Consider the following 25,049-nt stretch of genomic DNA (forward strand, 5'->3'; position numbering starts at 1 on the left):
CCTCTCTGCTTGAGAGAGGTAAGCGCTTAACCTCATCTACCGCTCGGCGATTTGATCTATATTTCGGGCAATATTTTTTGCGATAGCGCTTAAGGGTAAATCGTTATCTTCCTTACCAAAAGGTTCTTCCAAGTCCTCCGATAAAATTTCCAAACCCAATAAAATATATACAATCATCACCATCATCGGGATAATCATAAATCCGAATGTATCTACCCAACCAAAGGGGAACATAATCGCATAAAAAAGTAATGCTTGTTTTACAAAAAAGGCAAAGGCAGGCGGGACATGGGTATTTGCGATTCGTTCACAGCCCCCAGCCATATCAATCAAATTGGCCAAATGATTGTCCAAAACCAGATATTGTTCCAGTGTTAATTTATTTTCTTGGCGTAGCTGATTCAACATACGATACATTTTTTTAGTGACTAATAGGACCGGTTGCTTTCCCTCAAATTCATGAATGCACAAAGAAAGCAACTCGGTTTGAACCTCACTACTGTCTTTTCGTAAATGGGCTTTAATAATAGCCGGTAATTTTTTCAACAACTCATAAAACTCAGGATATTCCTGCAAACCCAGATAAGTATCGAATTTTAGACCTAAATTTCGACAATTATTTACAATTGAACCCCATAAAACTCTTCCCTCCCACCACCGTGAATAACTGGTGTTCACTCGAAAACCAATGACTATAGTCAGGATGAAGCTAAAAATCAGATGAAATTGGCCTAAATTATAACGAGTGGCATTTTCAAAAAAATAAGCAATTATTACCGCATAGATAACGATAATGATGGTTATGGGTAATAATTTTCGAAAAACTTTTTCGTTATAAAACAAGAAAAGATGAGGAATCCAGGTTAAAAGATTATATGTTCTCAGTTTCATCAATGCTTCCCTACCTAAAAAATACAGTGTAACGTGACTGTTATCTCGAAGCAAAGTCTTAGATCGTGACATGAATTATTAAAAGAGTTTAATATGCTCATCCGATTTAAATAAAAGGATGTATCATTATGTTGACTTATATTACTCAACTCTTAAGCAGTGGGCTTGAAGGATTTGATGAAACGTTTAAAGACACTCCAGCCCATCAGATCGTTTTTGCTACCGCAGCGCTTTTTCTTCTCTGGCAACACTACCCCGCAATAGCTCAAGCTTATCGTTCCCGAAATAATACAACTTACAAACAAAGTGTGATTGATGTCGCCTATAGTTTGGGGAAAAATTTACCTCAAGTAAAAGCCTATCTCGATAAAGAATTGAACAAGGACCTCCAAAGCACCAAAGACAAATTAAAGGAATTACGCGCTCAGATGTCGCTACAAGATAAAATTCCTGAAGAAAGCACTTCGCCAGGCCTCATTTTAAAAGAATTTGGCATCAACCCCGAGGAATGTCTTTTTAATTTTGCAGGCGTAACAGATAACGATACAGCACGACAATTTACGGTCCAACAGGGAGATGGTCAGGATTCAGGTGCACTTTATGCAGTTCATCCTAAAGAACTTAAAGAATTACTCAAGGAAGTATATGACAAAACTGCTTTAACCAATCCATTGCATGACAAATGGCCTCGCATTATTGCCATGCAGGCTGAAATTATCCGCTGGTGCCAGGATTTATTTGGTGGTTCTAAAGAGGGTTATGGGCTCATTACTCATGGCGGTTCGACAAGCATTATTGAAGCAATGGCTGCTTATGTCATTCACGCCAGAGCCAAGGGAGTGAAACAACCTGAGATCGTAGTACCTGAAACCGCCCATGCCGCTTTTAAAAAAGCAGCCGATTTGACCGGAGCCCGACTCATTACAGTTCCAGTCGATCCTAAAACCGGCGCAGTTACCGCAAATGAAATGAGAAAATACATTTCCAGCAATACGGCCGTACTAGTTGGCTCAGCACCATCCTTTATGAATGGAATTAATGATCCTATCGAAGAATTAGGACAATTAGCTCAAGAAAAAGGGGTTCCATTCCACGTCGATGCGTGCTTAGGCGGATTTTTAACTGCATTTCTAGATACTTCAAAAAAGCCTATGGATTTTCGCGTTAAAGGGGTAACCTCCATTTCAGCAGACTTGCATAAGTATGGTTGCTGTCCGAAAGGAACCTCTGTATGTCTATTTAGCGAAGACTCTCCAGCTTTATCCGTATACGCTGCCTTGAACTGGTCTGGCGGGCTTTATACTACTCCGGGTATTTTAGATGGCTCAACCAGTGGTGCCCGCGTTGCAGAAATATATGCCACATTGTCCTACTACGGCCGTCAAAAGTATCAGGAAATTTCTGAAAATATTGTAGCCCTGCGCCAACGACTGCAAAATAAAATTGAAGAATTATACACACCTAATGAATTAGGAATGCGAGACGTCACTATTTTTGGAAATCCTCAATGGTCCATATTGGGTTTCCGTAGTGATACATTAAATCCCCATTTTATTGCAGATGAGTTAGAAAAGCGGGGTTGGAAACTTAATCTATTACAAAAACCCGATGGTTTTCATTTATGTTTAACCCATGTGCATACATTGGTTGAGCACTTTGAGGAGAAATTTATTAGCGATCTTGGTGAGGCCATAACTGCGGTAAAACAATATCCTGCTGACAAAAAACCTACCGGAAATGTTAAAGTTTATGGCACCATCGGAATGCTACCCACCGCCGTACAAGAAATGGTATGCAGGCAATATCAAAGAGCTCGCCTTTATTATGAAGCGACTTGTACTAAATTAGGATTTTTTGCCTCCAGCAGTAAACAAGAAATTAAAGAGGATGGGCAGGAAGTTAAGAACGAGCTCGTTTTATAATTAGTGTTTGGGATAAATGGAGGAGTCCCTCATCCGCCCTAGCGGGCACCTTCTCCCCTATGGGGAGAAAGGATTCAAAAATAGTTTCCCCTCTCCCAGCGATGGGAGAGGGGCTATGGGTGAGGGTTATCTTATGCCCATTGTCTGATTTGATTTTCCACTTCCAACGATAATGCTCGGTGAGCCATATCAGTAGGATGAACTGAATCAGCAAAAAGATAATTGTTTGAGGTTTGCTGACATAAAATAGCCAATGGAGCAGTACAAACTGGATCAGTAACATTCTGAAATAAGAAAGATACACCACTTACGACTGTTGGCTCCCCTGCTTCTGCATTCAGGATTAGATTATCCAAAGCCATATAAGTATCAAAATATAAAATCTTGACTTCATGACGCTTATAACGCTTCACAATTGCACCGAGCTTTTGATTTAACAGTGAATCAAACATATAGCTGAGATTTTTTATATTTCCAGGAAGCGATGGATCCCCTATGGTTACGGCCAGTCGAGTGATAAATGGGGTCACACCGATGTTAGGCAAAGATAGGACTACAATTCTCTTTGCGCCCCTTGCGGCAAGTGCTTCAACCTGTTGGACAATCTGGGTTGTGGTCACGTCGATCAACTGCATAAACGCAATTGGATTCAGTTGTGACGAAATACCAAAAAGCATGTCATTTGCGCCGGACCAAATGAAGTACATTGCTTTGGGATCCAGTACTTTTGGTGCAGTAGATAAATAATTTTGAACTTGTCGTTGAACGGATGGCGCCCAATAAAAATTAATGCCAGGCTCCGCTACAGTTCTAGCTCCGCCACACGCATAATTAAACCCATTAAGCGGCACGACTGGTGGTGCTGGAGGACGGGTTGGATCAACATAGATAGGCGTTGTATTGTTGGTCATCTTATCATCAGCTGATGGGAATAAGGTGCCAGGAGGAAGAAGAGGAACACCTAAGATATCATGCGCAATATACTGAGACCAGGTATAGCCATCAAAGGTTGTGAAGGTAGGCGCTTTATCAGGAATCCCATTTATAAGTGTAAACGTATTATTGAAGCCACTGTCCGTTAAACTATCACCAAAAAACACCATTTGGCTAATTTCACTGAATGGAACTGCCTGCGCGATATTGGGTAAAGTACAGCATAACGAAAACATACCAACCAATATCATCAATTGCGTTTTGGCATGTAATATCATTTTTCTAATTTTGGCTAACATTAAATTATCTCCTTATATGGCCTTAGCAACTGTAACGTAGTCCCAGTGATACAATATTATTGGTTCCTTTATAATCAGCACTAACCTGATTAATTTCTAATGGTGCGACCAAGCCAGGAACACCTTCATTAACCTGAGTGATGTTCACAGATTGCTTATGAATAAAAATGTGCGAATAGGCTCCATCTATGGAGAAATGGTCGTTTACCAAATAACTCAATCCAAAGTTTAACCAATATTGATCGGAGTCAGGAATGAGCGGCGTACGGTTTTGAGAATCTATCGGCGACTGATCCCATGCAAATCCGCCACGTAGTGTCAAAGCAGAGTTGTAACGATAATCAGCACCTAACGATCCGAAAAAGGTATTGTGCCATTTCATTGGAACAACATAAACAGTCTCAAAAGCATCTGGGGTTGAAACAACAATATCACCCAAATAATCCCAGAAGTTCACTTGTGCTGTTGCTTTCAGCGTCCACTCATTGATATCACGAGCAAGACCAATGGTTAATACACCAGGAGTTCTCAGCGTATTGCTCACAGAGGTTTCATTATTAAACAAAAAAGTCGTTGCAGGCGAAGGAACTATATCACCAATAATCGTATATTGTTCGCCATGACCACTCAGTCTGGTAGAAATTTCTGAACGATAGCTCAATCCGATACGAGTAAATTGGTCCATCTGATATAAGGCACCCACGGTATAGCCATAACCCCAGCCATCACTCTTTAAATGAGTTGGTTCTGTGGCTGCAATTAACGCATCAATGGGAGGAACTCCAGTGTTAATTCCATCAAAGTGAGAAAAAATTGTTTTTAAATACTGAGCTTGAAAACCAGCGCCCACAGACAGTTTTTCATTAAGTTGGTAGGACAGAGAAGGATTAATATCAACAGAGTTAATCTCGGTCTTGACCGATGCATAGCGTAAAACGGAGTCTTCCGAATATTTGTTATAGAGGTAGAATGGTTCAACAACTGCTAAACCCAAGGTTAACTTATCCATAGGAGTTCGCCAACCAACATAACCTTGAGGAATAAACACCGCATTACTGATGTTATGCTCTGATGCATCCCCTTGTACGCGACCAACAATGCTTGATGGTGGCGTGCCCGGGACATTAAACGTATGAGTAGCTGCTCCATCATACATGCTAATTTCAGGAATAAATTCGCTCGCTCCAACATATATCTGGTTTTTCTGTAATGTAGATAATGTTGCAGGGTTGTTAAATAATGCAGAAACATCATTATTAGCCGCAGCAGAACCGGCCATTGCCGAACCTTGCAGGCTGGGGCTAGTCTCATTTAACTGAAAGCCACCTGCAAATACCGGCAAGCCAACAAAAAATTGACCCATTACAAGAGCAACCGCAAATTCCTTATTTAATAAACGTGAATTACTCACCTTAGACTCCTTTCTTCATTTCAGTGCGCTTCGTTTTTAAAACTCAGCAATTACCTTGTCAGATTTATGCAAAAAGTTCAAATTTATTTTTATTTTTCTTGAGCAGTTTTTTGTGGTAAGGGGCATCAATAACCCTGGATTGCTCACTGTCTTTAGTCCGGTTACTATAGATAGAATGTAACAATCTAAAGGACTGGATTGATGAGTGACTTTTTCCAAACTCCCCCTCGTTTGGGTAATCAATATGATGAAGATCGGGTTTTAAAAACATATTTAGAATGGAAGCTTCCTCCCTCCATGCTGACCGAAATTCAACCTGAATTGCATCACCTCGGCCAACGAGTCGTTGAAGATATTCATAAATTAGGACAAGAAGCGGAAGCAAATCCACCTCGACATATACCCTATGATCCATGGGGAAAGCGCATTGATCACATAGAGGTTTCTCAAGCATGGAAAGAACTCGATCGAATTTCGGCGGAAGAAAAATTAATTGCCATAGGTTATGAGCGCCAGCATGGCGCTTTATCGCGTATACATCAATTTGCCAAATTGTATTTATTTCATCCTTCATCAGCAATTTATACCTGTCCTCTCGCCATGACCGATGGTGCCGCGCGGGCATTGGAACTGTATGCTGATGAATCTTTGAAAAAACACGCGCTTTCCCATTTAATTTCTGCAGATCCCAACTACTTCTGGACTTCCGGTCAATGGATGACTGAACGTACAGGAGGCTCTGATGTCAGTGGCACATCAACCATTGCCAGACCAGATGGCAACCGATTTCGTCTTAGCGGAGTCAAATGGTTTACTTCTGCCACCACGTCCCAAATCGCCATGACCCTTGCCCGTATTGAAGGCGATCCTGAGGGAAGTAAAGGTTTAAGTTTGTTTTACGTAGAGCTTAGGGATCAAATGGGTAGACTGAATGGAATTCGCATCAATCGCTTAAAAGACAAGTTGGGTACTCGTGCCCTACCTACTGCAGAATTAACTCTGGATAATGCGCCTGCCTTATTGGTAGGTACAGCGGGTGATGGCGTTAAAAAAATTTCATCTTTATTTAATATTACCCGCATTTACAATGCCTGTTGTGCCGTTGGTTATATGAGACGCGCTATCGCACTGGCCCGTGATTATGCAACAAAACGTGTCGCATTTGGCCACACCTTGTCAAAGCATGTGCTCCATCTAGAAACATTGGCGAATATGCAACTGGAATTTACTGCATCGTTCCATCTGGTGTTTCATGCCATTGAACTATTGGGAAAAGACGAGTTAGGTGAAGCAACAAAAGCCGAACAGGCTGTGTTGAGGCTTTTGACCCCTCTTGCAAAACTGTATACAGCAAAACAGGCAATCGCACTGACGAGCGAAGCCTTGGAAGCTTTTGGTGGAGCCGGTTATATCGAAGATACTGGTCTACCTCAATTACTCAGAAATGCGCAAGTACTCTCTATCTGGGAAGGAACAACGAACATTCTCAGTCTTGATGCCTTGCGCGCGATACATAAAGAGAATGCAGCAGAATTTTTTCTTGACGACATGCAACAACGACTGAGTCATATCGATCATAAGGAGCTGATACAGTCTAAAGTGAACACCCAGCACACCGCACAAAAAATAAAAAACTACATCCATTCTATGCCTAAGATGAGTATTGAAGCACAACAAACTGGTGCACGACAACTTGCGTATGCATTAACACAAACTTATGCAGCCAGCCTGTTGTTGGAACATGCTCAATGGTCTTTGCAAAACAATAAGGATACTTTACCTACAATTACAGCGGTTCGCTGGTGTGAAAAAAATCTATCTGAACTGATTTCATTTTCGGAAAACTACAACAAAGAATCACAATTACTGGCGATGGATTACAATGACTTCCACTAGAGCAGCTGCTCTTTACTCTCAGATAACTCAATCAAGCAGGTTGGAGAGCAAGCTTATGACCTTGTCTCCTATCAACAAAAAAGTGGGCCATTAGAAGGAAGTAGAAATCAAGTCGTCATGCATCATGGTGCTGCTTATTTAATCTGAATAAACAAATTCAGGCTATTTGGGCAAAAGATATTTCAGGCAACATTAAAAAAGCGGATCAACAATCGTCTCAAATAAGGGATAAAACCGCGTCTATTTACATTAGCAACAGCAGTTTTTTTTAGACTGGAATGATAACTAAAACACAACCTGGACTGTGCTTTTTTATTACAAAAAAAATTCTTGCATTAAATCTTAAAGCTCTTTATTGTTTAACCCCCAATCACTAATCGAATGAAAATTAAGGGAATTTATGAAAAAAGTAGGACTATTAGTTGGTTTCTTGTTTTTCTTAAATAACGGCTTTGCCAAAACGCCCATTATTGCCCCCCAACCAACTTCTTGTATTACAGGCAGCTTCAGCTCAACTGGTACAAGTAGCTGGCAAACTGTTTCATTGAAAATAACCAACAATTGCAGTCAAACTGTTGATTTTCAAAACTCGACCATTACTTTTTCTAATGGCAGCAATCTGAATACCTCTTTTTGGGGAAATTTTTCTCCCTTATCTTATCCAGTCAATACATTGCAAATTACGTCACAACCTCAAAGCGGTACCTATTTATCCTCGCTCTCATTACAATTTCCCACCTATCAAGGAGCCAACAGTAAACTTCCAAAAGGAAGTTCTTTTACCATTATTTACGGGGAACCAACCGCAGATTACATAGCCAATAGCGTCTCTGTTTATTTAAATTCTCCAGTATCTACAGGCAATATCAATTTAATTAACGCTACAGCAAAACCCGCCAATGTAGCTCAAACTTATGCACTGGTTAATTTAACTTTAAATGGTCAAACAGTGAGCGCACAGGTTCCTTGGTCTGGACAACAACAGATATCTGGCCTCGCTGCCGGAACTTATACCGTTTCGCCTACGAATGTAACGGATAGTAATGGAGTCGTGTATCAAGGGGTAGCAAATCCTGCAAGCTTAACCGTTTCAGCAGGCACTACTGTTTCTTCCACAATTAACTATGCTGCAATGCAAACAATAGGAAACATCAACATCAATTTAACTGCACTGCCTTCCCAATTATCGGGTTATACAGGCAATCCAACTGTGACCTTAACCCGCATGGACACTCAAAGTGCAACCAATGCTCAAGTGAGTTGGAACACAATTAACGTAATCAGCCAGTTATCCAATGGGATCAGCTATGCTTTCTCTACTCCAGTAATCACCTATAATGGATACAACTGTACTCCGACCTTTACACCAACATCAGCTGTTGCTGCAGTGACTGCTCCCACAGTGCAACTCACTTATAATTGCGTTCAAATAGCCCAAGACAGTATTCCCGTAACCATAACAGGAGCACCTTCGTCTCTTTCCTCCATTAATGTAACCTTTACTCCGAGCGGCAATGGTACTCCAGTGAATGAAACCATTTCATTAAGCAACGGAACTGGAACAGCTCAAGTAAACTTAACCGATGGGATGGTTTACACTGTAAGCGCAACATCAATAAATGGTTATGCAGTCACTTATGCTCCCCAACCTTTAACTGCATCATCCTCTGCTACTGAAACCATTACTTATACTCAAAACACAACTACCGGAGGCAGAATTATAGGTTACTTGCCTGGTTGGGAGACTCCACCATCTGCTACTGCTTTGGCCAATGCGGGTTATACTCACATCCTCGTAGCATTTGGAGTCTTTAGTACTACCAATCCTGGCCAAATCACCTCTGCATTCGATACCGTCTCAGCAAGTTACATTCAGTCCTTGCACAATGCGGGCATTAAAGTATTACTGTCCTTAGGTGGCGCATCATCGAGTATTGCGAATACTACGGTAGATTTTCATCAAGTATTATCAGCAGCCTCTTCACCGACAGTATTTGAACAAACGTTCATTAGTTCCTTAGAAAACCTACTCACTCAATACCATTTTGATGGATTTGATTTTGATATTGAAAGTGGATTAAATGCGAGTGGAACTTTTAGCAATCCTACAGGTGATATCGCTGTTTTAGCGAATATTATCAATACAATGCATGCGAATCATCCCAATTTGCTTCTTACTTTAGTACCACAAACTGCGAATATCGCCGCTACCTCAGGTTTTGATGCAACGTGGGGTAATTATGCCTCTTTGGTGATGCAAACCCATCAATCATTAGCATGGGTCGGTATTCAAATGTATAATGCGGGTTGTACGTATGGCATAGACCTGATTTGTTATGATCCGAACAATACCAGCAGTCCAAACGCTTCTGTGGCTATGGCCACCGATTTACTTGAAAATTGGCCTGCGGTCACCAGTTCTGGACAGCAAACTGGGTTCCAACCTTACATAAGTTATCTAACCCCTTCTCAAGTGGTATTAGGTTATCCTGCACCTAATGCATCAGGACAAAGCGATGGCTCACCTGCAGCAGTTATTGGTACAATCAAACGAGCCATACAATGTTTACGTACTGGAGTTGCCGGCGCATCCAGTTGTGATACCTACATTCCACCACGGACTTATCCAGGATTTGGAGGAGTGTTTGACTGGGAAGTTATTCATGACGAAAGCAACAACTATCACTTTGCTACCAGCTTGGTTAACTGTGTAATTAATGGGAATTGTAATTAAATTAAATTTGACCATCTCCCTTGAAGGGAGGGCGATGGTGCCCATAAGGGCAGATGCGGGTAACTGACTAACCCCCTCACCCTTCTCCCACTCGTGGGAGAAGGGATTTTTTTTATTTCGAAGTAGCAAACTAGAGAATACACCATGGAAAATACCCAATTATTTTTAATCGCAATGGCCTTTTTGCTAGGTATCCGCCATGGTTTTGATTTGGATCATCTGGCAACCATAGATTCCGTCGCGCGAATAGTCAGTGGCCGTCGCACTCTAGCAAAATTTGTAGGATTTTTATTTTCCTTCGGACATGGTTTAGTGGTCATTTTAATCAGCTTAATTATTGGCAATGGGGTTAAGCCTGTACTCGTTCCCAAATGGCTCGATGGGCTTGGCAATGGTATATCCATTACCTTTTTATTGATTTTTGGATTACTCAATCTTTGGAATATTTTCCGAGATCCAGCCCAATCGCCTTTTCCAACCAGTTTCAAAAACTATTTCTCAAAAAAATTAATCGGCAGGCAGGCTAACCCTTTTATTATCGTATTGATTGGTGCCCTCTTTGCCCTGTCCTTTGATACCGTAAGTCAAGTGGTCTTATTTTCCCTTTCTGCTCGGGCGATGGCAGGATGGTTATTCTCAGGGATGCTTGGCCTCATTTTTATGTTTGGGATGATGGTTTCAGACGGATTGAATGGATTACTTGTTTCCACTTTAATCCAACGTGCCGATTCAGTATCTCTTTTACTTTCGCGTCTGGCCGGCTTTATGATTGCGTCATTTAGTCTGATTATTGGTATGATTAATTTTATCAAAATGTATCATTAGAGTCGTTCAATGCATGAATTGTGGGTATGTAAAAGTATTCTTGAAATTATTAAGCAAAAAGCAGCTGCAACACAGTGTACTCGTGTAAAAAAAATCATTTTAGAGATTGGCCAGCTTGCAGCAATTGAGAAAGACGCCCTGACTTTTGGTTTCAACGTGATTACAGAAGGAACCATCGCGGAGCATGCAGAACTTGATATCATCGAGATTCCAGGTGAAGCACTTTGCGAATCGTGTCAAAAACGAAGTCCTTTGAAACACTTTTACGATGCTTGCCAAATTTGTGGAAGTCATGCATTAAAGGTCATTCAAGGTGAAGAATTACAAATTAAATCAATGGTGGTTGAATAAAAATGTGTGGAATATGCGGCTGTACTGAAGAACATAATGAAATGGAGCATCATGAACATCATCATGAATCGATGCATCACAGCCATGATGAACATCTAATCCAGGTGGAGCAAAATATTTTAGCCAAGAACCAACAATTTGCTCGCGCCAATAAAAATTTTTTAACCGCTAAAACTGTTTTGGCCTTGAATATTATGTCAAGCCCAGGTTCTGGTAAAACAACCCTTTTAGCAAAAACCATTCTGGATTTAAAAAATGAAGTCGATATTGCCGTTGTGGTTGGTGATCAGCAAACCAATCATGACGCAGAATTAATTAAAGCCAGTGGGGGTAATGCCTTACAAATCAATACAGGAAAAGTGTGTCATTTGGATGCGCATATGGTGGGCCATGCCTTAGAAGATCTCCCTTTAAAAGAAAATTCACTCTTGTTTATTGAAAATATAGGCAATCTTGTTTGTCCTGCTTTATTTGACTTGGGAGAACAATTTAAAGTGGTTATTCTTTCAGTGACCGAAGGCGACAATAAACCACTAAAATATCCCGATATGTTCCGTTGTGCCGACTTAATGCTCATCACAAAAATGGACTTACTGCCTTATGTGAATTTTGATCTGGACCAATGTATTGAGTACGCCCGTCGAATTAAGCCCTCCATTGAGACAATAACCCTCTCAACGGTGAATGGCAATGGTTTAGAAGCCTGGTACGAATGGCTCAGGAACAAACAAATGGATACCCGTGGGAATCAATGGACCGTTTAAGAATAATCATTCAAGGACAAGTCCAAGGTGTTGGCTTTAGACCCTGTGTGTATCGAATCGCCAAACAACTTGCGCTCACAGGTTGGATCCAAAACAATGCTGAGGGCGTATTGATTGAAGTACAAGGGGGATTGGTCTATCAATTTATTGCTCATTTACAAGAAAATCTCCCCCCGCTTGCTAAAGTAAATCATATTCAATCTGAAACGATTCCCTTAAAACACAATGAAAAAGTCTTTGAAATTATTGAAAGTCAAAAAGGTAAAGTCAATACGCTTATTAGTCCTGATGCGAGCATTTGCACCCAATGCTTAGAGGAACTGTTTGATCCTCAAAGTCGCTATTTCCGCTACCCTTTCTTGAATTGTACGCATTGCGGCCCCCGGTTCACCATCACGCGAAATCTTCCCTATGATCGCCATCAAACCTCGATGGATTTGTTTCCTTTATGTCGGGATTGCCAAGCAGATTACAACAATCCTGAAAACCGACGCTACCATGCCCAACCGACAGCCTGTATGCATTGTGGTCCTCAACTTTCATTACCCGTGGAGGCGATTGCCCAATGTATTACACAAGGCGACATCATTGCCCTCAAAGGTTTAGGCGGATATCAACTCATTTGTGATGCGCGTAATGAAGAAGCAGTAGCCAAGCTGCGCATCAGAAAGCACCGGGACGAGAAACCTTTTGCCCTCATGGTCGCCAACAGCTTGAGTGCGGAACGGCTTGTCACAATGAATCAGCAAGAACGTGATTTATTAGAGAGTATTGCGCGTCCCATTGTATTACTGAAAAAAAATGATGTATTGAATACGTACAGTCCTGCAATTGCTCCAGGATTGAATACCTTGGGAATTATGCTTCCATATACTCCATTACATTATTTACTGTTCAATGCTCTTGCTGGAAATAAAAACGGTTGTGCATGGTTGAATGAGTATCACAATGCCATATTAGTAATTACCAGTGCCAACTTAGGCGGCGACCCCCTCATTATTGAAGACGATAGTGCCGAGCAGCAACTCAATCACATCGCCGATAAAATAATTTCCTATAACCGCCGAATTATCACTCGTGCCGATGACTCGGTGCTTCGCGTAGTAAGTCATGGGCCTTTATTTATTCGTCGTTCTCGAGGTTTTGTTCCAACTCCCATCCAGCTCTCGCATGAAATTCCACCCACTTTGGCAGTAGGCGGACATTTAAAAAATACCTTCTGTATTACTCGTGGTGATGAAGCATTTGTTTCTCAACATATTGGCAGTTTAAACAATAAAGCAACTATTGAGTTCTTTCATGAATCATTAAAGCATTTGCTGCGTTTTCTCGATGTAACCCCAGAACGAATTGCTCATGATTTACACCCTGATTTTTATACCACCCATTTTGCCCAACATTATGGAGTTCCTACGTTTGCTATTCAACATCATCATGCGCATTTAGCCTCAGTCATAGCCGAGTACGGGGTGAAACAAAAGGCCTTAGGACTTGCGCTTGATGGTTATGGATACGGTATCCATGGTGAAGCTTGGGGGGGAGAACTTTTTCTATTAGAACATTCAACCTGTACTCGGTTGGGATCTTTTTTACCTCTTTTACAACCCGGTGGAGAAATTGCAGCACGGGAGCCCTGGCGAATGGCAGCCAGCGTTTTGCATCATTTAGGCCGCAGCGATGAAATAAGCGAACGATTTTCAAATCATCCCCAAGCGCACATTATCCATCAACTGCTGAATAAAAGAATAAATAGCCCGAGCACAAGCAGTTGTGGCCGCTTGTTTGATGCAGTAAGTGCGTTATTGGGAATTCAATTGATTTCGCACTATGAAGGTCAGGCTGCAATGCGTTTAGAAAGCATGGTCACTCAAGTACAAATACTCACCAATGGATGGCAAATAAACGAGGGATTTTTTGATATGATGCCTACCCTAAACGTATTAGCTAATCGATGTGAGCCGAGAACTGGTGCGAATCTTTTTCATGGAACACTCATTGCTGGTCTTGCAGCATGGATTAAGGGAATCTGTCGAGAAAGAAAAATTGATGTGGTAATATTAAGCGGAGGTTGTTTTTTAAATCCAATATTAGCCGAAGGATTAATCACCACGTTAAGTGAATCAGATATCACCTCTTTTTTACCACGTGTTCTTCCACCCAATGATGGAGGAATTTCCCTCGGACAAGCGTGGATTGCTGGGAATTTATAACCCGAACAGGGCTCTAAGAGCTTTTCCCTTTCCTTTATCCTCGTCATCTCGAACGTAGCCAGGGATCTCCATCGGAAACACGCTGCCACAGCAAGGGAGCCCTGGCAACGCTCGGGATGACGAAGCTTGGGGAGAAGCTGCCCACCGGGAAGATGAAGGTTAAGATATTATAAAAAAAGGATAAATTATGTGTTTGGCGTTACCTGCACGAATTACTCAAATTCTTGATGATGACAAAGTTCTAGTGAATATAGGTGGCATCACTAAAGAAATCTCAACTGCATTATTAGACAAAGTCGTTCTAGGAGATTATGTCATTATTCATGTTGGCTACGCTTTAACACGGCTCGATGAGCAGGAAGCTCAGAACACTTTAAATTTATTTGCGCAAATGGCGAAGGATGAATCCTTATGAAATATATCGAAGAATTCAGGAATGCCGATTTTGCAAAAGCATTGGCCAAAGCAATTGCTGCACACGTTGATCCGGATCGACATTATCAGTTTATGGAGTTTTGCGGGGGGCATACCCACGCCATTCATCGGTATGGGATACCCAGTTTACTTCCCAAAAATGTGGAACTGATCCATGGCCCAGGATGTCCGGTCTGCATATTACCCATAGCAATCACAGACAAAGCCATGGCATTGGCATCATTACCCCATGTTATTCTCTGCAGTTATGCAGACATGTTGCGAGTCCCGGGTTCAGGACAAAAAAATCTACTACACGCCAAGGCAACGGGAGCTGATGTGCGGATGATCTATTCGGCAAGTGATGCACTTAAAATTGCCAAAGAAAATCCGCAAAAGGAAATCGTGTTTTTTGCGATCGGCTTTGAAACTACAACGCCCCCCACAGCCGTTATTATCCAGCAAGCGCGACAATTGAACCTCAAAAATTTTAGCGTTTTTTGTAATCATGTTTTAACACCGGTCCCAATGGATCATCTGCTGCAATCGAATGACGTCACACTCGATGGATTCGTTGGCCCAGCTCATGTCAGCATTATCATTGGCAGTCAATCTTATGAATCAGTGTGCAAAAAATACAATAAACCCATCGTGATTTCCGGCTTTGAACCTCTGGATTTACTGCACTCCATTTTAATGTTAATTCAACAAATCAATGAAAAAAGGTGTGAGGTAGAAATTCAATATACTCGTGCGGTAAATCGTGAAGGAAATTTACTGTCGCAACAAATAATGGCTGACGTATTTGAATTACGTGATCAATTTGAGTGGCGCGGTTTAGGATTTATACCTCAAAGTGCTTTAAAAATCAGAGCAGAATACGCTGAGTTCGATGCGGAGCAACGTTATCATATCCCTGATTTTGTCTCTCAAGAACACAAACAGTGTATTTGTGGTGACGTACTTCGCGGCGTAAAAAAACCCAAGGAATGTAAATTATTTGCCAAAGTATGTGCCCCAGAGAATCCACTGGGATCCTGTATGGTGTCTTCGGAAGGTGCATGTGCCGCAGTATATGCTTATGGACGGATGAATGGATGACTGAAGCAATCATAACGAATACACCAAAAACACCGAAACTCAATGTTCGAGAAGGAGTGATTAATTTAACTCATGGGAGCGGTGGACGTGCAATGACTCAATTAATTGAGCAAATGTTTTTAGCGGCTTTCGATAATCAGTGGCTTGCTGCAAGAAATGATCAAGCCTGTTTTTCAATATCGGCAGGTCGAATGGTCATGACAACAGATGCCCATGTCATTTCTCCTTTATTTTTCCCGGGGGGCAATATTGGCTCTTTATCGGTGCATGGAACAGTAAACGACGTGGTGATGTCTGGCGCCAAACCCTTGTACTTATCTGCCAGTTTTATCCTCGAAGAAGGATTTCCATTAGCGGACTTACAAAAGATCGTCGAAGCGATGGCTGTCGCAGCGCAACAAGCGAATGTTGCCATCATTACAGGCGATACAAAAGTAGTCGAACGAGGAAAAGGAGACGGTGTATTTATTACCACTACGGGAATAGGCATAGTTCCTGAGGGAGTTCATATTTCCGGAGACAAAGCCAAACCAGGTGATCGGGTATTGCTTAACGGGTTTATTGGTGATCATGGAGTTGCGATTATGGCCCATCGAAATAACTTGCAATTTCAAACCGAAATTCACTCCGATAGTGCCTCACTTCATGATTTGGTCTCCTGCATGATTGATGCAGTACCTGACATTCATTGTTTACGTGATCCTACACGCGGGGGTCTGGCAACCACACTAAATGAATTGGCGATACAATCGAAAGTTGGATTTATGATTGAGGAAAATAAAATCCCTATTCGCACAGAAGTTGCCGGTGCATGCGAGTTATTAGGGCTTGATGCCTTGTATGTCGCCAATGAAGGGAAATTAGTTGCCGTTTGCGCTGCCCATGATGCCGATAGATTATTAGCAGTAATGCGAGCACATCCTCTGGGAGTGCATACTGAAATCATAGGGGAAGTGATTGAAGATCCGCACCATTTTGTGCAGCTTAAAACAAAACTTGGAGGCATGAGAATTGTCGATTGGTTAGCGGGTGAACAATTACCACGAATTTGTTAATGTTAATTAGTGTAGGGAATATCCCTTCTCTCCTAGAGGAAAAGGGGCTCTTGAGGGCGGATGAGGATTACTTGCGATTAAATGAGCCCTCACCCCCAACCCTCTCCCCGAAGTGGCAGAAGGGATCTCTTCGATTTAACGGCAGTGACATTATGCTGCACCCAGGTTAAAGGAATTTTATGACAGCAAATAAAATAAGCTATTTCATGCCTTATTTGAAATTGCAGAAGTTTTTGGACACACTGCGCGATGCAGGATACTCCTGTGTAGGCCCTCAAGTTCGCGATGGAGCGATTGTTTATGATGTGTTACATCATGCCGATCAATTACCTTGGGGCATCCGTGAACACCAAAGCCCGGGTAGTTATCAATTAGAAGAAATTAAGGAACATAAAGCATTTGCCTTTGCAAATGGTCCGCAATCAATTAAACCGCTTCTATTCAAGCCCCAAGAAACCGTATGGAGAGTAGAACGTAACCAGGAGGGAAAATTAATTTTTCAACCACATCAAGCAGAAGAACAACCGATTGCGATTATTGGCGCTCGTTCTTGTGATTTAGCGGCAATGAGTATTCAAGATAAAGTGTTTATTGAGAGCGCACATCCCGATCCTCGTTATAAAAAGCGTCGTGAGCAGTTATTGATTATTGCGGTCAATTGTTCATACTCTTCAAATAATTGTTTTTGTGTTTCCGCAGGAACTGGACCTGAAGTCAGAAATCCTTTTGATATTCTAATGACTGAAATCGATGATGGATTCGTGATCCAAACTGGCAGTGAACGAGGCCAAGCAATAATTGCCAATTTACATTTACCCAAAGCGAAAGCCGAACAATGTAAAACAGCCAGTCACCATGTGGAACACGCGGCAGCAATGCAAACTAAAAGAATTCCCTTAGAGAATAAGCAGGGTTTACGGGATTTATTATTTGCCAATTTAAATCACCCAAGATGGGACGATGTAGCAGAAAGATGTTTATCATGTGGTAATTGCACCTCAGTGTGCCCTACCTGTTTTTGTCATAGTGAGGTAGAAAAGCCCAGTTTAGATGGCACAAGCAGCGAACATCAGCGCGAATGGGACTCTTGTTTTACCGCAGGCCATAGCTATTTAAGCGGTAAAGTCATTCGTGACGATACCCATAAACGCTACAGACAATGGTTGACTCATAAGGTAGGTAGTTGGTTTGATCAGTTTGATACCAGTGGTTGTGTAGGTTGCGGCCGTTGTGTTACCTGGTGTCCTGTTGGTATTGATATTACCGAAGAACTCGCAGCGATTTCTGGTGAATCCAATATAAGGATTAAAGAAAGTGACTAAACTCATTCCCGATCCCTATGTTCCACTTGAAGCGGTCATTGTCGAAAAAAGGGAGGAATCTGCTTCAATTTTTACCTTGCATTTGCGTTTTCTTGACCCATTACATCAGGAAGGATTTCTCTTTTACCCAGGTCAATTCAATATGCTCTATCTGTATGGCGTCGGGGAAGTCGCAATTTCCATTGTCTCTGATCCCGAAAAAAAGAATAGTTTAACGCATACCATTCGCGCTATTGGCAGAGTGACCAAAGCATTACAAAAACTTCAACCCGGAGATCGAATAGGAGTGCGAGGACCTTATGGACGAGGTTGGCCACTTGCTCAAGCCGAAGGCAAAGATGTTGTGGTACTCACAGGGGGACTAGGTTGTGCTCCCTCGGTTTCCATTATTGAATACATTTTGGCCCGCCGAGAACAATACGGCCATTTAAGCATCCTGCAAGGCGTGAAGCACAGCGATGATTTTATTTTTAGAAAACAGTATGCAATTTGGCAAAAATCACCCAATACTGTAATTCATATCGCTGCAGATCAAGCCGGACCTAAATGGCCCTGGGCTGTAGGTTATGTTACGGATATGATTAATCAACTTAATCTAAATCCAGTAAATACCCTCGTGATGATGTGTGGACCGGAAATGATGATGAATAATGCAGTCAAGATACTCACACAACGAGGAATTTCAGAACATGATATTTATCTAAGCATGGAACGAAACATGGAGTGTGGTATCGGGCAATGCGGCCATTGCCAATATGGAGGGGTTTTTATTTGTAAAGATGGCCCTGTATTTGCCTATTCAGAAATCAAAGAATTATTTAATGAACCAGGGTTTTAGCGATGATGAAACCACGAGTAGCGGTACATAAATTTACATCCTGCGATGGATGCCAATTGGCCTTTTTAAATGCCGGAGAGGCCTTACTCACTCTCTCTGAATTAGTGGATATGGTTCATTTTTCGGAAGCTGGAGCAGTCGATCTTGAAGCAAAAGTAGATATTGCCTTTGTTGAAGGCAGCATTTCTACTCCAGAGGAAGCACTACGTATTAAAAAAATTCGTGAACACAGTCAATTCATCATTACCATTGGTGCTTGTGCTACCGCAGGAGGCGTTCAGGCTCTACGTCATTTTGCGGATTCCAAAGAATGGGTCAGCAGTATTTATGCCTCACCAAAATACATTCAAAGCTTAAGCACTTCCACGCCCATTTCACATCATGTAAAAGTGGATTGGGAGTTATGGGGCTGCCCGGTAAACAGCAATCAAGTATTAGAAGCAATTCGTTTTTTATTATCCAATACGACACCACGGATCAAACACGACTCTGAATGTATGGAATGCAAACGCAAAGGGAATGTTTGTGTTTTAGTTACCAAAAAACAACCCTGTATGGGCCCTGTAACCCAATTAGGATGCGGTTCTCTTTGTCCCTCAGTAGGACGAGGATGTTATGCGTGCTATGGCCCAAAAGAAAATCCAAATCCCCACTCTTTGGGTAACTGGTTTGAGCAACTGGGCTTATCTAAGGAAGCCATTGCGCAAAAATTTTTGCATATTAATAATCAAGCTCCTGCATTTAACCAGGCAGGAGCTTATTTTAAGGGAATTAAAATCAGCAATGAGTAATACCATTTCCATTAATGTTCCTATTTTGGCGCGCGTTGAAGGTGAAGGAGCACTTGAACTGCACATTCGTCACAGTAAAATCAGCAAACTCCAATTAAAAATTTATGAACCGCCAAGATTGTTTGAAAAATTTCTCGAAGGGAGAAGTTATGCTGAGGTTCTGGATCTTGTAGCACGGATCTGTGGAATATGTCCTGTTGCTTATCAAATGAGCGCAACCCAAGCAATCGAACAGTGCTTTGGTATACAACCTTCCCCTTGGGTACGCGAGATGCGCCGCCTCTTTTACTGCGGTGAATGGCTGGAAAGTCATAGCATGCACATTCATTTTTTAGCATTACCCGATTTTTTGGGGTTTAAATCAGCACCTGAAATGGCAAAAAGTTATCCTGAAGAGGTACGACGGGGCATTCGTTTGCAATCGTTTGGTAATGATTTGATCAAATTATTTGGTGGCCGTTCGGTTCATCCGGTGGGCGCTTGTGTAGGCGGATTTTATAAAGCACCCTCTCAGCCGCAAATCACTGCTCTATTGGAAAAGGCAAAAGCACGCATTGAAGATTGCGAGGCATTAATTCGCTGGCTGGCAGAACGTTCCTTTCCAGATAATTCTCATGAGTTTACCTATGTATCACTTTATCATCCTACAGAATATCCATTCAATGAAGGCAGACTGGTCTCCAATCATGGATTAAATATCAGCATCGAAGAATTTGATGCCTATTTCAAAGAAAGCCAAGTCCCCTACTCTACCGCCTTGCATTGTTTATTACAAAATAAGCCTTACTTGGTAGGACCTCTAGCACGAGTGAACCATTGTTTTGGTCACCTGCCAGCGCCTATCCATCTTCTTTTACAGGAATTAAAAATAAACTTTCCCTCCCAAAATATGTATCACAGTATTTTTGCACGCGCCGTTGAAATCTATTTTTGTGTTTTAGAATCGATACGTATCATGGAACAATACACAATTCCCAAAGAATCGCATCCTGAAGTGAAACCACGTGCCGGAATAGGATTTGGGTGTACTGAAGCCCCTAGAGGGACTTTGTGGCAACATATTCACCTAAATGAGCAAGGACAAGTAAAATCCGCACGTATCGTGCCACCAACCAGTCAAAATCAGGCACGTATAGAGGAGGACTTACATCGCTCTTTAATGCAATATGGCCTTGATCAGGATGCGGATTCACTACGTGCTTACAGTGAAATGATCATTCGCAATTATGATCCCTGTATTTCATGTTCCACTCATTTTTTAACGATTAAAGTGAATCGAGAATGAAAATCATCAAAGTTCTAGGAATTGGTTCTCCTTTTGGTGATGATCAGGTCGGTTGGAAGGTAGCCAACGCGTTACACCAAAGTCTATCAAAAAATCCTCATCTTGCCCCCTTTTTACTCATTGAAAGCCATGATCGGCCCGGTGTGCGACTCATTGAGCTAATGAGTGGATTTAATACTGTTTTTATCATTGATGCAGTCAAATCAGGGAGTGCCATTGGTACCATTCATCGATTTGAAAATGAGTCGATCCTCGATTCAGAAAGTAGATTCTCGACCCATGGTATCAGCATCCTCCAAACACTTCATCTAGCCCGTGCTCTGAATGAGCTACCTGCTAACCTTTTATTTTATGGAATCGAAATTGATGCAATTACGCTGGATGACACGCTTTCCCCTCCGATGGAAAGAGCAATTGCGGAGGTGACGCGCCGATTGATAAATGACCTAGTTACAGCTTGTGAAGCGTAGCCTGAAACCCCGTATCAAGCTCGATACGGGATCTTTTTTAATCCGTTCATTTAGTGCCTTGTCTTTTCTTTAGCTGCGTCTCCAAACAGCCAATCCGTGCTCACCTCCAGTTCATCAGCAATTCTTTGCTTCGTGTTGTCATCGAATGCCACAACACCATGCAGGAGCGCTTCAATTTTAAACTTGGGTAACTGAAACATCTTTGAACATGCTTGAACACGCTCTGTCATTAATTCAGGAACACCCAATTCATCAAGCTCATAGTTCAAACGTTCAGTTAATTTTTTGTTTGACATGGTCGTCTCCTTTTTCGCTTTTTATCAGTGTAAAACAAGCAAGCTTAAGGATTGATTAACAAAAAGATTTTTTTTAAAAATTATTTTCACGACACGCTAAATGAGATGCTTACTCCCCTTCGTTAAACGATCTAAAAAAATCAATTGCTTATCGCAGTGAAAATTACATTCAGCAATGTTATGCTTTGCACACGAAATTAACCGATGGATTGGTATAAAATCATGCCCAACTCAAGAGAAATGTTATTAAAAATTTTAAATCGAACAAGAAATTCTCTTCAAAATAAAGTCCCATCCTTTCAAATAGAGTGTCTTGATATGTTTGAAAAAAAGATTCAAGCCATTCAAGAGGATGAAATTTCTGAAATGGATGTACAAGTTTGTGATGTGCTTCTAGATAAATGTTTTTGTGACTTAGATGATATGGTCCCAAGAGAGCATAGGATTATTGGTCTTATAAATAAAGCCAATGTTACGAACGATAATTTTTATACGAAAGTTGTTAAGATTTTTGATAATGAAATCACACGAATCAATAATTTATCGAGAAAGGGCTTTTACGACCAAACACTGACCCATGTCAAAAGGATAGTGATTGATTTGAAAACCCAATTGACCAGTTTAAAAAATGAACTAAATCCACACTATGATGATGAGAAATCTGACTATGGTTTTGTAAGGTAAGTATTAAGGATTTTTTCATTCAAATCAAGTGATGGAGCATTCAATGTCACACATTGCAGTGATTACTGGAGCGAGCAGTGGTATCGGGCATGCATTAACTTTAGAATTAGTCTCTCAAGGCATTACCGTAATTGCGATTGCAAGAAATAATTCGGAGTTGCTTCAATTAAAAGACAAACACCCAGAAAAAATCAAAACCATACCTGCAGATATTACTACTGATGAAGGGTTAAAAAGAATTGCCAATGAAATGCAATCATTGAATATCAATTACTTGATTCATAATGCAGGGATTATTTCCCCGCTGGGCTTATTACATAAGGCGACGGCAGCTGATATAAGAAAAATCATTGAAACCAATCTTATTGCCCCCATGTTACTTACTCAAAGTATGCTTCCCTTGTTCTCCAAGCAAGGAGGCCGCATTTTAAATATCACTTCCGTTGCTGGAGAAAAGGCGGTTGCAGGAGCTGGCGCTTATTGCATTTCGAAGTCGGCATTCAACATGTGGACGAAGGTCTTACAGGCTGAATTACCCCAGGGAATAGTGGCGACTGATGTTATTCCAGGTGAAGTAGATACCGGTATGCAAAAAAATTTACGGGAATGTCCTGTAGAATTATTTCCATTAGCTGATGAATTTAAGAGAGCATATCAAGAAAAAACCTTGATAGCTCCCACAGTGTGCGCTGAGTTTTTAACGTTCCTTTTATTAAAAACGACTCCAAAAGAGTTTTCGGAGAAAAGGTGGAACATTTATAAACACTATACCAAACCAATTCCTCTTCCCTTAAATAATGACAAACTCGATGATTAGACTCACATCATTGCGAGCCTAGCGAGGGATGACGTGGTAGTGAGTAACACAGTACGTCAAATCACAGCATTGAGGCTTGCGACCTGTAACTGAAACTCATTAAATGGCAATCGTTATTCAAAGAGTAATGCCATAAAAATATGATTTTCATATACTCCATCAATACGGACCGCATTTTTATGGACTCCTTCTTTGACGAAACCATATTTTTCATACAAGGAGATTGCCGCGTAATTATGTTCCCGCACAGTAAGCTCTATCCGCGTCAACCCCTTTAATTTTGCCATTTGCAATGCCGTGCTTAATAATTGCTCACCTATTCCCTGTCCTCTATAGGGTGCAAGCACACCAATCCCCAAAGCACCAACATGGGCAAAAACAGGTCGATCAAGCGGGCTGATATCACACCAGCCAATCACCTGATCCTCATGCATCGCGACCACTTGAGGCCACCCCTCTTTAATATGCTCTAAAACAAAATCTTGAGTGAGTTTGATGGGAGGCCCTTCTAAAAAAGCTAAAAATTTACGTTCACGAGCCACACTATCTACAGCCTTCCAAAAAGCCTCAATATGTTTTTCTTCGATGGGAACAATAGTATATTGCATAAGAATCGATTCAATAATCAACCATGGGATAAGTAAAAAGGAGATTCTTTATTGAGTCAATAAACAATTGCCCCAAGTTTGTAAAACGGACCGCCAAAGCTAAAGATAAAGTGCTGAGAACATGTTATAGTGCAAAATCGAATCTCAGTAACCATGAGAAAAAAAATATGCAAGAAATGACTCTTTATCATAATCCTCGTTGCTCCAAATCACGACAAACTCTAGCGCTTCTGCAAAGTAAAGGGTTTAAACCGATTATTATTGAATACCTTAAAACCCCTCTTAGTTTGCAGCAATTAAACGCATTAAAGAGCCACTTTGCTCTAAAGGATTTTGTTCGTACCGATGAGCACGTTTTTAAAGAACTGGGATTATCTCTGGATAATGAAACTCAAGTGTTAAGTGCGATGGTGAAAGAACCCATATTAATGCAACGTCCCATTGTCACTTACAAAAACAAAGCAGTTATAGGTCGCCCTCCCGAGAAAGTCCTGGAATTACTTGAGTAATATTTAACCATCAGCCTAAATTTATGCCTGCTCGCTATAAGGAAGGTGCACAACAAGGACTATGAGGAAATTACACCCAACTCCCAAGTGGGTCCCGTTATAGCCTGGAAGAATAAGAATATTGTCACACTGGATGTCATTGCTGCTAAGGCAGCAATGACATCCAGTTTTTCAAAAACATCACCAATGAGCTAGGCGATTATTGATGAGGGTCACTGTCTTGGCCATCCTGCTAATTGGAAGTCAATTGATTAGGGCAGCCCGATTGATGGTAAGAAACTAATGCACTATATATTCCTTGATAATCTGCAAATGCATTCCTATTCTCCTTAACATCGTCAAAAACTGAATTGGTTCGCCCACAAGAGCCGAATTCGGTGAGATTTAAATGATCACCATTTGCTTTTTTGTAGGAAATAAAGGTTTCACCGCAATGTAAATGGGGTCGTTTGTTTCCTGCATTCCCTAAATATTCCACATTACCACAATAGGTTTTCTTAAAGTTGATCTTGAAGTTGGGGGTATGTGCAAAGGTGTTGATGGAAATAAATGCGATCACGCAGGCTGTTGCAATTGAAATTTTATTCATCATAGAGCATTATAAAAAGTGTTAAAAACCAAAT

24 protein-coding genes are annotated in these 25,049 nt (G+C 41.3%); 18 read left to right on the forward strand and 6 right to left on the reverse strand.

What is annotated here, in order from left to right; genetic code table 11:
• Positions 1-36: 36 nt before the first annotated feature.
• Positions 37-891: a bestrophin family protein gene (locus OQJ13_RS03955; RefSeq protein ID WP_265709330.1), complete on the reverse strand. Its 855-nt coding sequence runs from the start codon at positions 889-891 to the stop codon at positions 37-39.
• Between the two features lie 128 nt (positions 892-1,019).
• Here OQJ13_RS03955 and OQJ13_RS03960 point away from each other — a divergent pair, with 128 nt between their 5' ends.
• Positions 1,020-2,813 carry a pyridoxal phosphate-dependent decarboxylase family protein gene (locus tag OQJ13_RS03960; RefSeq protein ID WP_265709331.1) on the forward strand — a complete coding sequence of 598 codons (1,794 nt, stop codon included), beginning with the start codon at positions 1,020-1,022 and terminating at the stop codon, positions 2,811-2,813.
• Positions 2,814-2,944: 131 nt separating this feature from the next.
• On the opposite strand, the gene OQJ13_RS03965 is transcribed toward OQJ13_RS03960, so the two are convergent.
• Both OQJ13_RS03965 and OQJ13_RS03970 read right to left on the reverse strand, forming a co-directional pair.
• Positions 2,945-4,045, reverse strand: coding sequence for an SGNH/GDSL hydrolase family protein (locus OQJ13_RS03965; RefSeq protein WP_265709332.1), 1,101 nt, complete (start codon positions 4,043-4,045; stop codon positions 2,945-2,947).
• Positions 4,046-4,067: 22 nt separating this feature from the next.
• Positions 4,068-5,456 (reverse strand): OmpP1/FadL family transporter, encoded by a 1,389-nt coding sequence (locus tag OQJ13_RS03970; protein ID WP_265709333.1) that lies wholly within the window; start codon positions 5,454-5,456, stop codon positions 4,068-4,070.
• A 201-nt stretch (positions 5,457-5,657) separates the two neighbouring features.
• On the opposite strand from OQJ13_RS03970, the gene OQJ13_RS03975 reads away from it, so the two are divergent.
• From OQJ13_RS03975 to OQJ13_RS04040, 14 genes are all read left to right on the forward strand, one after another.
• Complete coding sequence (locus OQJ13_RS03975; RefSeq protein WP_265709334.1) at positions 5,658-7,352, forward strand: acyl-CoA dehydrogenase family protein; 1,695 nt, start codon at positions 5,658-5,660, stop codon at positions 7,350-7,352.
• Positions 7,353-7,752: 400 nt separating this feature from the next.
• Complete coding sequence (locus OQJ13_RS03980) at positions 7,753-10,086, forward strand: glycosyl hydrolase family 18 protein (RefSeq protein WP_265709335.1); 2,334 nt, start codon at positions 7,753-7,755, stop codon at positions 10,084-10,086.
• 144 nt (positions 10,087-10,230) lie between these two features.
• Positions 10,231-10,911: a DNA repair protein gene (locus tag OQJ13_RS03985; protein WP_265709337.1), complete on the forward strand. Its 681-nt coding sequence runs from the start codon at positions 10,231-10,233 to the stop codon at positions 10,909-10,911.
• Positions 10,912-10,920: 9 nt separating this feature from the next.
• Positions 10,921-11,262 (forward strand): hydrogenase maturation nickel metallochaperone HypA, encoded by a 342-nt coding sequence (gene hypA, locus OQJ13_RS03990; RefSeq protein WP_265709339.1) that lies wholly within the window; start codon positions 10,921-10,923, stop codon positions 11,260-11,262.
• Positions 11,263-11,264: 2 nt separating this feature from the next.
• The gene (hypB, locus tag OQJ13_RS03995) at positions 11,265-12,026 is read left to right on the forward strand and encodes a hydrogenase nickel incorporation protein HypB (protein ID WP_265709341.1); all 762 of its coding nucleotides are present in this window, start codon (positions 11,265-11,267) and stop codon (positions 12,024-12,026) included.
• Positions 12,014-14,236 (forward strand): carbamoyltransferase HypF, encoded by a 2,223-nt coding sequence (gene hypF, locus OQJ13_RS04000; RefSeq protein ID WP_265709342.1) that lies wholly within the window; start codon positions 12,014-12,016, stop codon positions 14,234-14,236. The genes hypB and hypF overlap by 13 nt, the downstream gene beginning before the upstream one ends.
• Before the next feature lie 187 nt (positions 14,237-14,423).
• A complete protein-coding gene (locus tag OQJ13_RS04005) occupies positions 14,424-14,651 on the forward strand; it encodes a HypC/HybG/HupF family hydrogenase formation chaperone (protein ID WP_265709343.1) in 228 nt (75 codons plus the stop codon).
• Positions 14,648-15,751, forward strand: coding sequence for a hydrogenase formation protein HypD (gene hypD, locus OQJ13_RS04010; protein ID WP_265709345.1), 1,104 nt, complete (start codon positions 14,648-14,650; stop codon positions 15,749-15,751). Before OQJ13_RS04005 ends, hypD begins: the two co-directional genes overlap by 4 nt.
• Entirely contained in the window at positions 15,748-16,806 is a 1,059-nt protein-coding gene (gene hypE / locus OQJ13_RS04015) for a hydrogenase expression/formation protein HypE (RefSeq protein ID WP_265709346.1), read from the forward strand. Before hypD ends, hypE begins: the two co-directional genes overlap by 4 nt.
• Positions 16,807-16,985: 179 nt before the next feature.
• Positions 16,986-18,128, forward strand: coding sequence for a 4Fe-4S dicluster domain-containing protein (locus tag OQJ13_RS04020; RefSeq protein WP_265709348.1), 1,143 nt, complete (start codon positions 16,986-16,988; stop codon positions 18,126-18,128).
• Entirely contained in the window at positions 18,121-18,966 is an 846-nt protein-coding gene (locus tag OQJ13_RS04025) for an FAD/NAD(P)-binding protein (RefSeq protein ID WP_265709349.1), read from the forward strand. The genes OQJ13_RS04020 and OQJ13_RS04025 overlap by 8 nt, the downstream gene beginning before the upstream one ends.
• 5 nt (positions 18,967-18,971) lie before the next feature.
• Entirely contained in the window at positions 18,972-19,757 is a 786-nt protein-coding gene (locus OQJ13_RS04030; RefSeq protein ID WP_322783753.1) for a sulfhydrogenase subunit delta, read from the forward strand.
• Positions 19,750-21,042, forward strand: coding sequence for a Ni/Fe hydrogenase subunit alpha (locus tag OQJ13_RS04035; protein WP_265709352.1), 1,293 nt, complete (start codon positions 19,750-19,752; stop codon positions 21,040-21,042). Before OQJ13_RS04030 ends, OQJ13_RS04035 begins: the two co-directional genes overlap by 8 nt.
• The gene (locus tag OQJ13_RS04040) at positions 21,039-21,512 is read left to right on the forward strand and encodes a hydrogenase maturation protease (protein ID WP_265709354.1); all 474 of its coding nucleotides are present in this window, start codon (positions 21,039-21,041) and stop codon (positions 21,510-21,512) included. The genes OQJ13_RS04035 and OQJ13_RS04040 overlap by 4 nt, the downstream gene beginning before the upstream one ends.
• Positions 21,513-21,562: 50 nt before the next feature.
• On the opposite strand, the gene OQJ13_RS04045 is transcribed toward OQJ13_RS04040, so the two are convergent.
• Positions 21,563-21,808, reverse strand: a complete 246-nt coding sequence (locus OQJ13_RS04045; RefSeq protein WP_265709355.1) for a hypothetical protein — start codon at positions 21,806-21,808, stop codon at positions 21,563-21,565.
• Positions 21,809-22,012: 204 nt separating this feature from the next.
• Here OQJ13_RS04045 and OQJ13_RS04050 point away from each other — a divergent pair, with 204 nt between their 5' ends.
• Both OQJ13_RS04050 and OQJ13_RS04055 read left to right on the forward strand, forming a co-directional pair.
• On the forward strand, positions 22,013-22,492 hold the full coding sequence (locus OQJ13_RS04050) for a hypothetical protein (RefSeq protein ID WP_265709356.1): 480 nt from the start codon (positions 22,013-22,015) through the stop codon (positions 22,490-22,492).
• Between the two features lie 43 nt (positions 22,493-22,535).
• Positions 22,536-23,309, forward strand: coding sequence for an SDR family NAD(P)-dependent oxidoreductase (locus OQJ13_RS04055; RefSeq protein ID WP_265709357.1), 774 nt, complete (start codon positions 22,536-22,538; stop codon positions 23,307-23,309).
• Positions 23,310-23,422: 113 nt separating this feature from the next.
• Here the strand turns inward: OQJ13_RS04055 and OQJ13_RS04060 are convergent, their stop codons facing one another.
• A complete protein-coding gene (locus tag OQJ13_RS04060; RefSeq protein ID WP_265709359.1) occupies positions 23,423-23,917 on the reverse strand; it encodes a GNAT family N-acetyltransferase in 495 nt (164 codons plus the stop codon).
• Between the two features lie 167 nt (positions 23,918-24,084).
• Here OQJ13_RS04060 and arsC point away from each other — a divergent pair, with 167 nt between their 5' ends.
• Entirely contained in the window at positions 24,085-24,426 is a 342-nt protein-coding gene (gene arsC, locus OQJ13_RS04065; protein ID WP_265709362.1) for an arsenate reductase (glutaredoxin), read from the forward strand.
• A gap of 232 nt (positions 24,427-24,658) precedes the next feature.
• On the opposite strand, the gene OQJ13_RS04070 is transcribed toward arsC, so the two are convergent.
• Positions 24,659-25,018: a hypothetical protein gene (locus OQJ13_RS04070; protein WP_265709364.1), complete on the reverse strand. Its 360-nt coding sequence runs from the start codon at positions 25,016-25,018 to the stop codon at positions 24,659-24,661.
• Between the last annotated feature and the right edge of the window lie 31 nt (positions 25,019-25,049).

It is taken from the genome of Legionella sp. PATHC035 (assembly GCF_026191115.1).
Taxonomy (GTDB): domain Bacteria; phylum Pseudomonadota; class Gammaproteobacteria; order Legionellales; family Legionellaceae; genus Legionella.

Excerpts from the sequence above, each read along its gene's own strand:
- OQJ13_RS03955 (WP_265709330.1), bottom strand. The coding sequence starts at position 891 with ATGAAACTGAGAACATATAATCTTTTAACCTGGATTCCTCATCTTTTC.
- OQJ13_RS03960 (WP_265709331.1), top strand. The coding sequence starts at position 1,020 with ATGTTGACTTATATTACTCAACTCTTAAGCAGTGGGCTTGAAGGATTT.
- OQJ13_RS03965 (WP_265709332.1), bottom strand. The coding sequence starts at position 4,045 with ATGTTAGCCAAAATTAGAAAAATGATATTACATGCCAAAACGCAATTG.
- OQJ13_RS03975 (WP_265709334.1), top strand. The coding sequence starts at position 5,658 with ATGAGTGACTTTTTCCAAACTCCCCCTCGTTTGGGTAATCAATATGAT.
- OQJ13_RS03980 (WP_265709335.1), top strand. The coding sequence starts at position 7,753 with ATGAAAAAAGTAGGACTATTAGTTGGTTTCTTGTTTTTCTTAAATAAC.
- OQJ13_RS03985 (WP_265709337.1), top strand. The coding sequence starts at position 10,231 with ATGGAAAATACCCAATTATTTTTAATCGCAATGGCCTTTTTGCTAGGT.
- hypA (WP_265709339.1), top strand. The coding sequence starts at position 10,921 with ATGCATGAATTGTGGGTATGTAAAAGTATTCTTGAAATTATTAAGCAA.
- hypB (WP_265709341.1), top strand. The coding sequence starts at position 11,265 with ATGTGTGGAATATGCGGCTGTACTGAAGAACATAATGAAATGGAGCAT.
- hypF (WP_265709342.1), top strand. The coding sequence starts at position 12,014 with ATGGACCGTTTAAGAATAATCATTCAAGGACAAGTCCAAGGTGTTGGC.
- OQJ13_RS04005 (WP_265709343.1), top strand. The coding sequence starts at position 14,424 with ATGTGTTTGGCGTTACCTGCACGAATTACTCAAATTCTTGATGATGAC.
- hypD (WP_265709345.1), top strand. The coding sequence starts at position 14,648 with ATGAAATATATCGAAGAATTCAGGAATGCCGATTTTGCAAAAGCATTG.
- hypE (WP_265709346.1), top strand. The coding sequence starts at position 15,748 with ATGACTGAAGCAATCATAACGAATACACCAAAAACACCGAAACTCAAT.
- OQJ13_RS04020 (WP_265709348.1), top strand. The coding sequence starts at position 16,986 with ATGACAGCAAATAAAATAAGCTATTTCATGCCTTATTTGAAATTGCAG.
- OQJ13_RS04030 (WP_322783753.1), top strand. The coding sequence starts at position 18,972 with ATGAAACCACGAGTAGCGGTACATAAATTTACATCCTGCGATGGATGC.
- OQJ13_RS04035 (WP_265709352.1), top strand. The coding sequence starts at position 19,750 with ATGAGTAATACCATTTCCATTAATGTTCCTATTTTGGCGCGCGTTGAA.
- OQJ13_RS04040 (WP_265709354.1), top strand. The coding sequence starts at position 21,039 with ATGAAAATCATCAAAGTTCTAGGAATTGGTTCTCCTTTTGGTGATGAT.
- OQJ13_RS04045 (WP_265709355.1), bottom strand. The coding sequence starts at position 21,808 with ATGTCAAACAAAAAATTAACTGAACGTTTGAACTATGAGCTTGATGAA.
- OQJ13_RS04050 (WP_265709356.1), top strand. The coding sequence starts at position 22,013 with ATGGATTGGTATAAAATCATGCCCAACTCAAGAGAAATGTTATTAAAA.
- OQJ13_RS04055 (WP_265709357.1), top strand. The coding sequence starts at position 22,536 with ATGTCACACATTGCAGTGATTACTGGAGCGAGCAGTGGTATCGGGCAT.
- OQJ13_RS04060 (WP_265709359.1), bottom strand. The coding sequence starts at position 23,917 with ATGCAATATACTATTGTTCCCATCGAAGAAAAACATATTGAGGCTTTT.
- arsC (WP_265709362.1), top strand. The coding sequence starts at position 24,085 with ATGCAAGAAATGACTCTTTATCATAATCCTCGTTGCTCCAAATCACGA.
- OQJ13_RS04070 (WP_265709364.1), bottom strand. The coding sequence starts at position 25,018 with ATGATGAATAAAATTTCAATTGCAACAGCCTGCGTGATCGCATTTATT.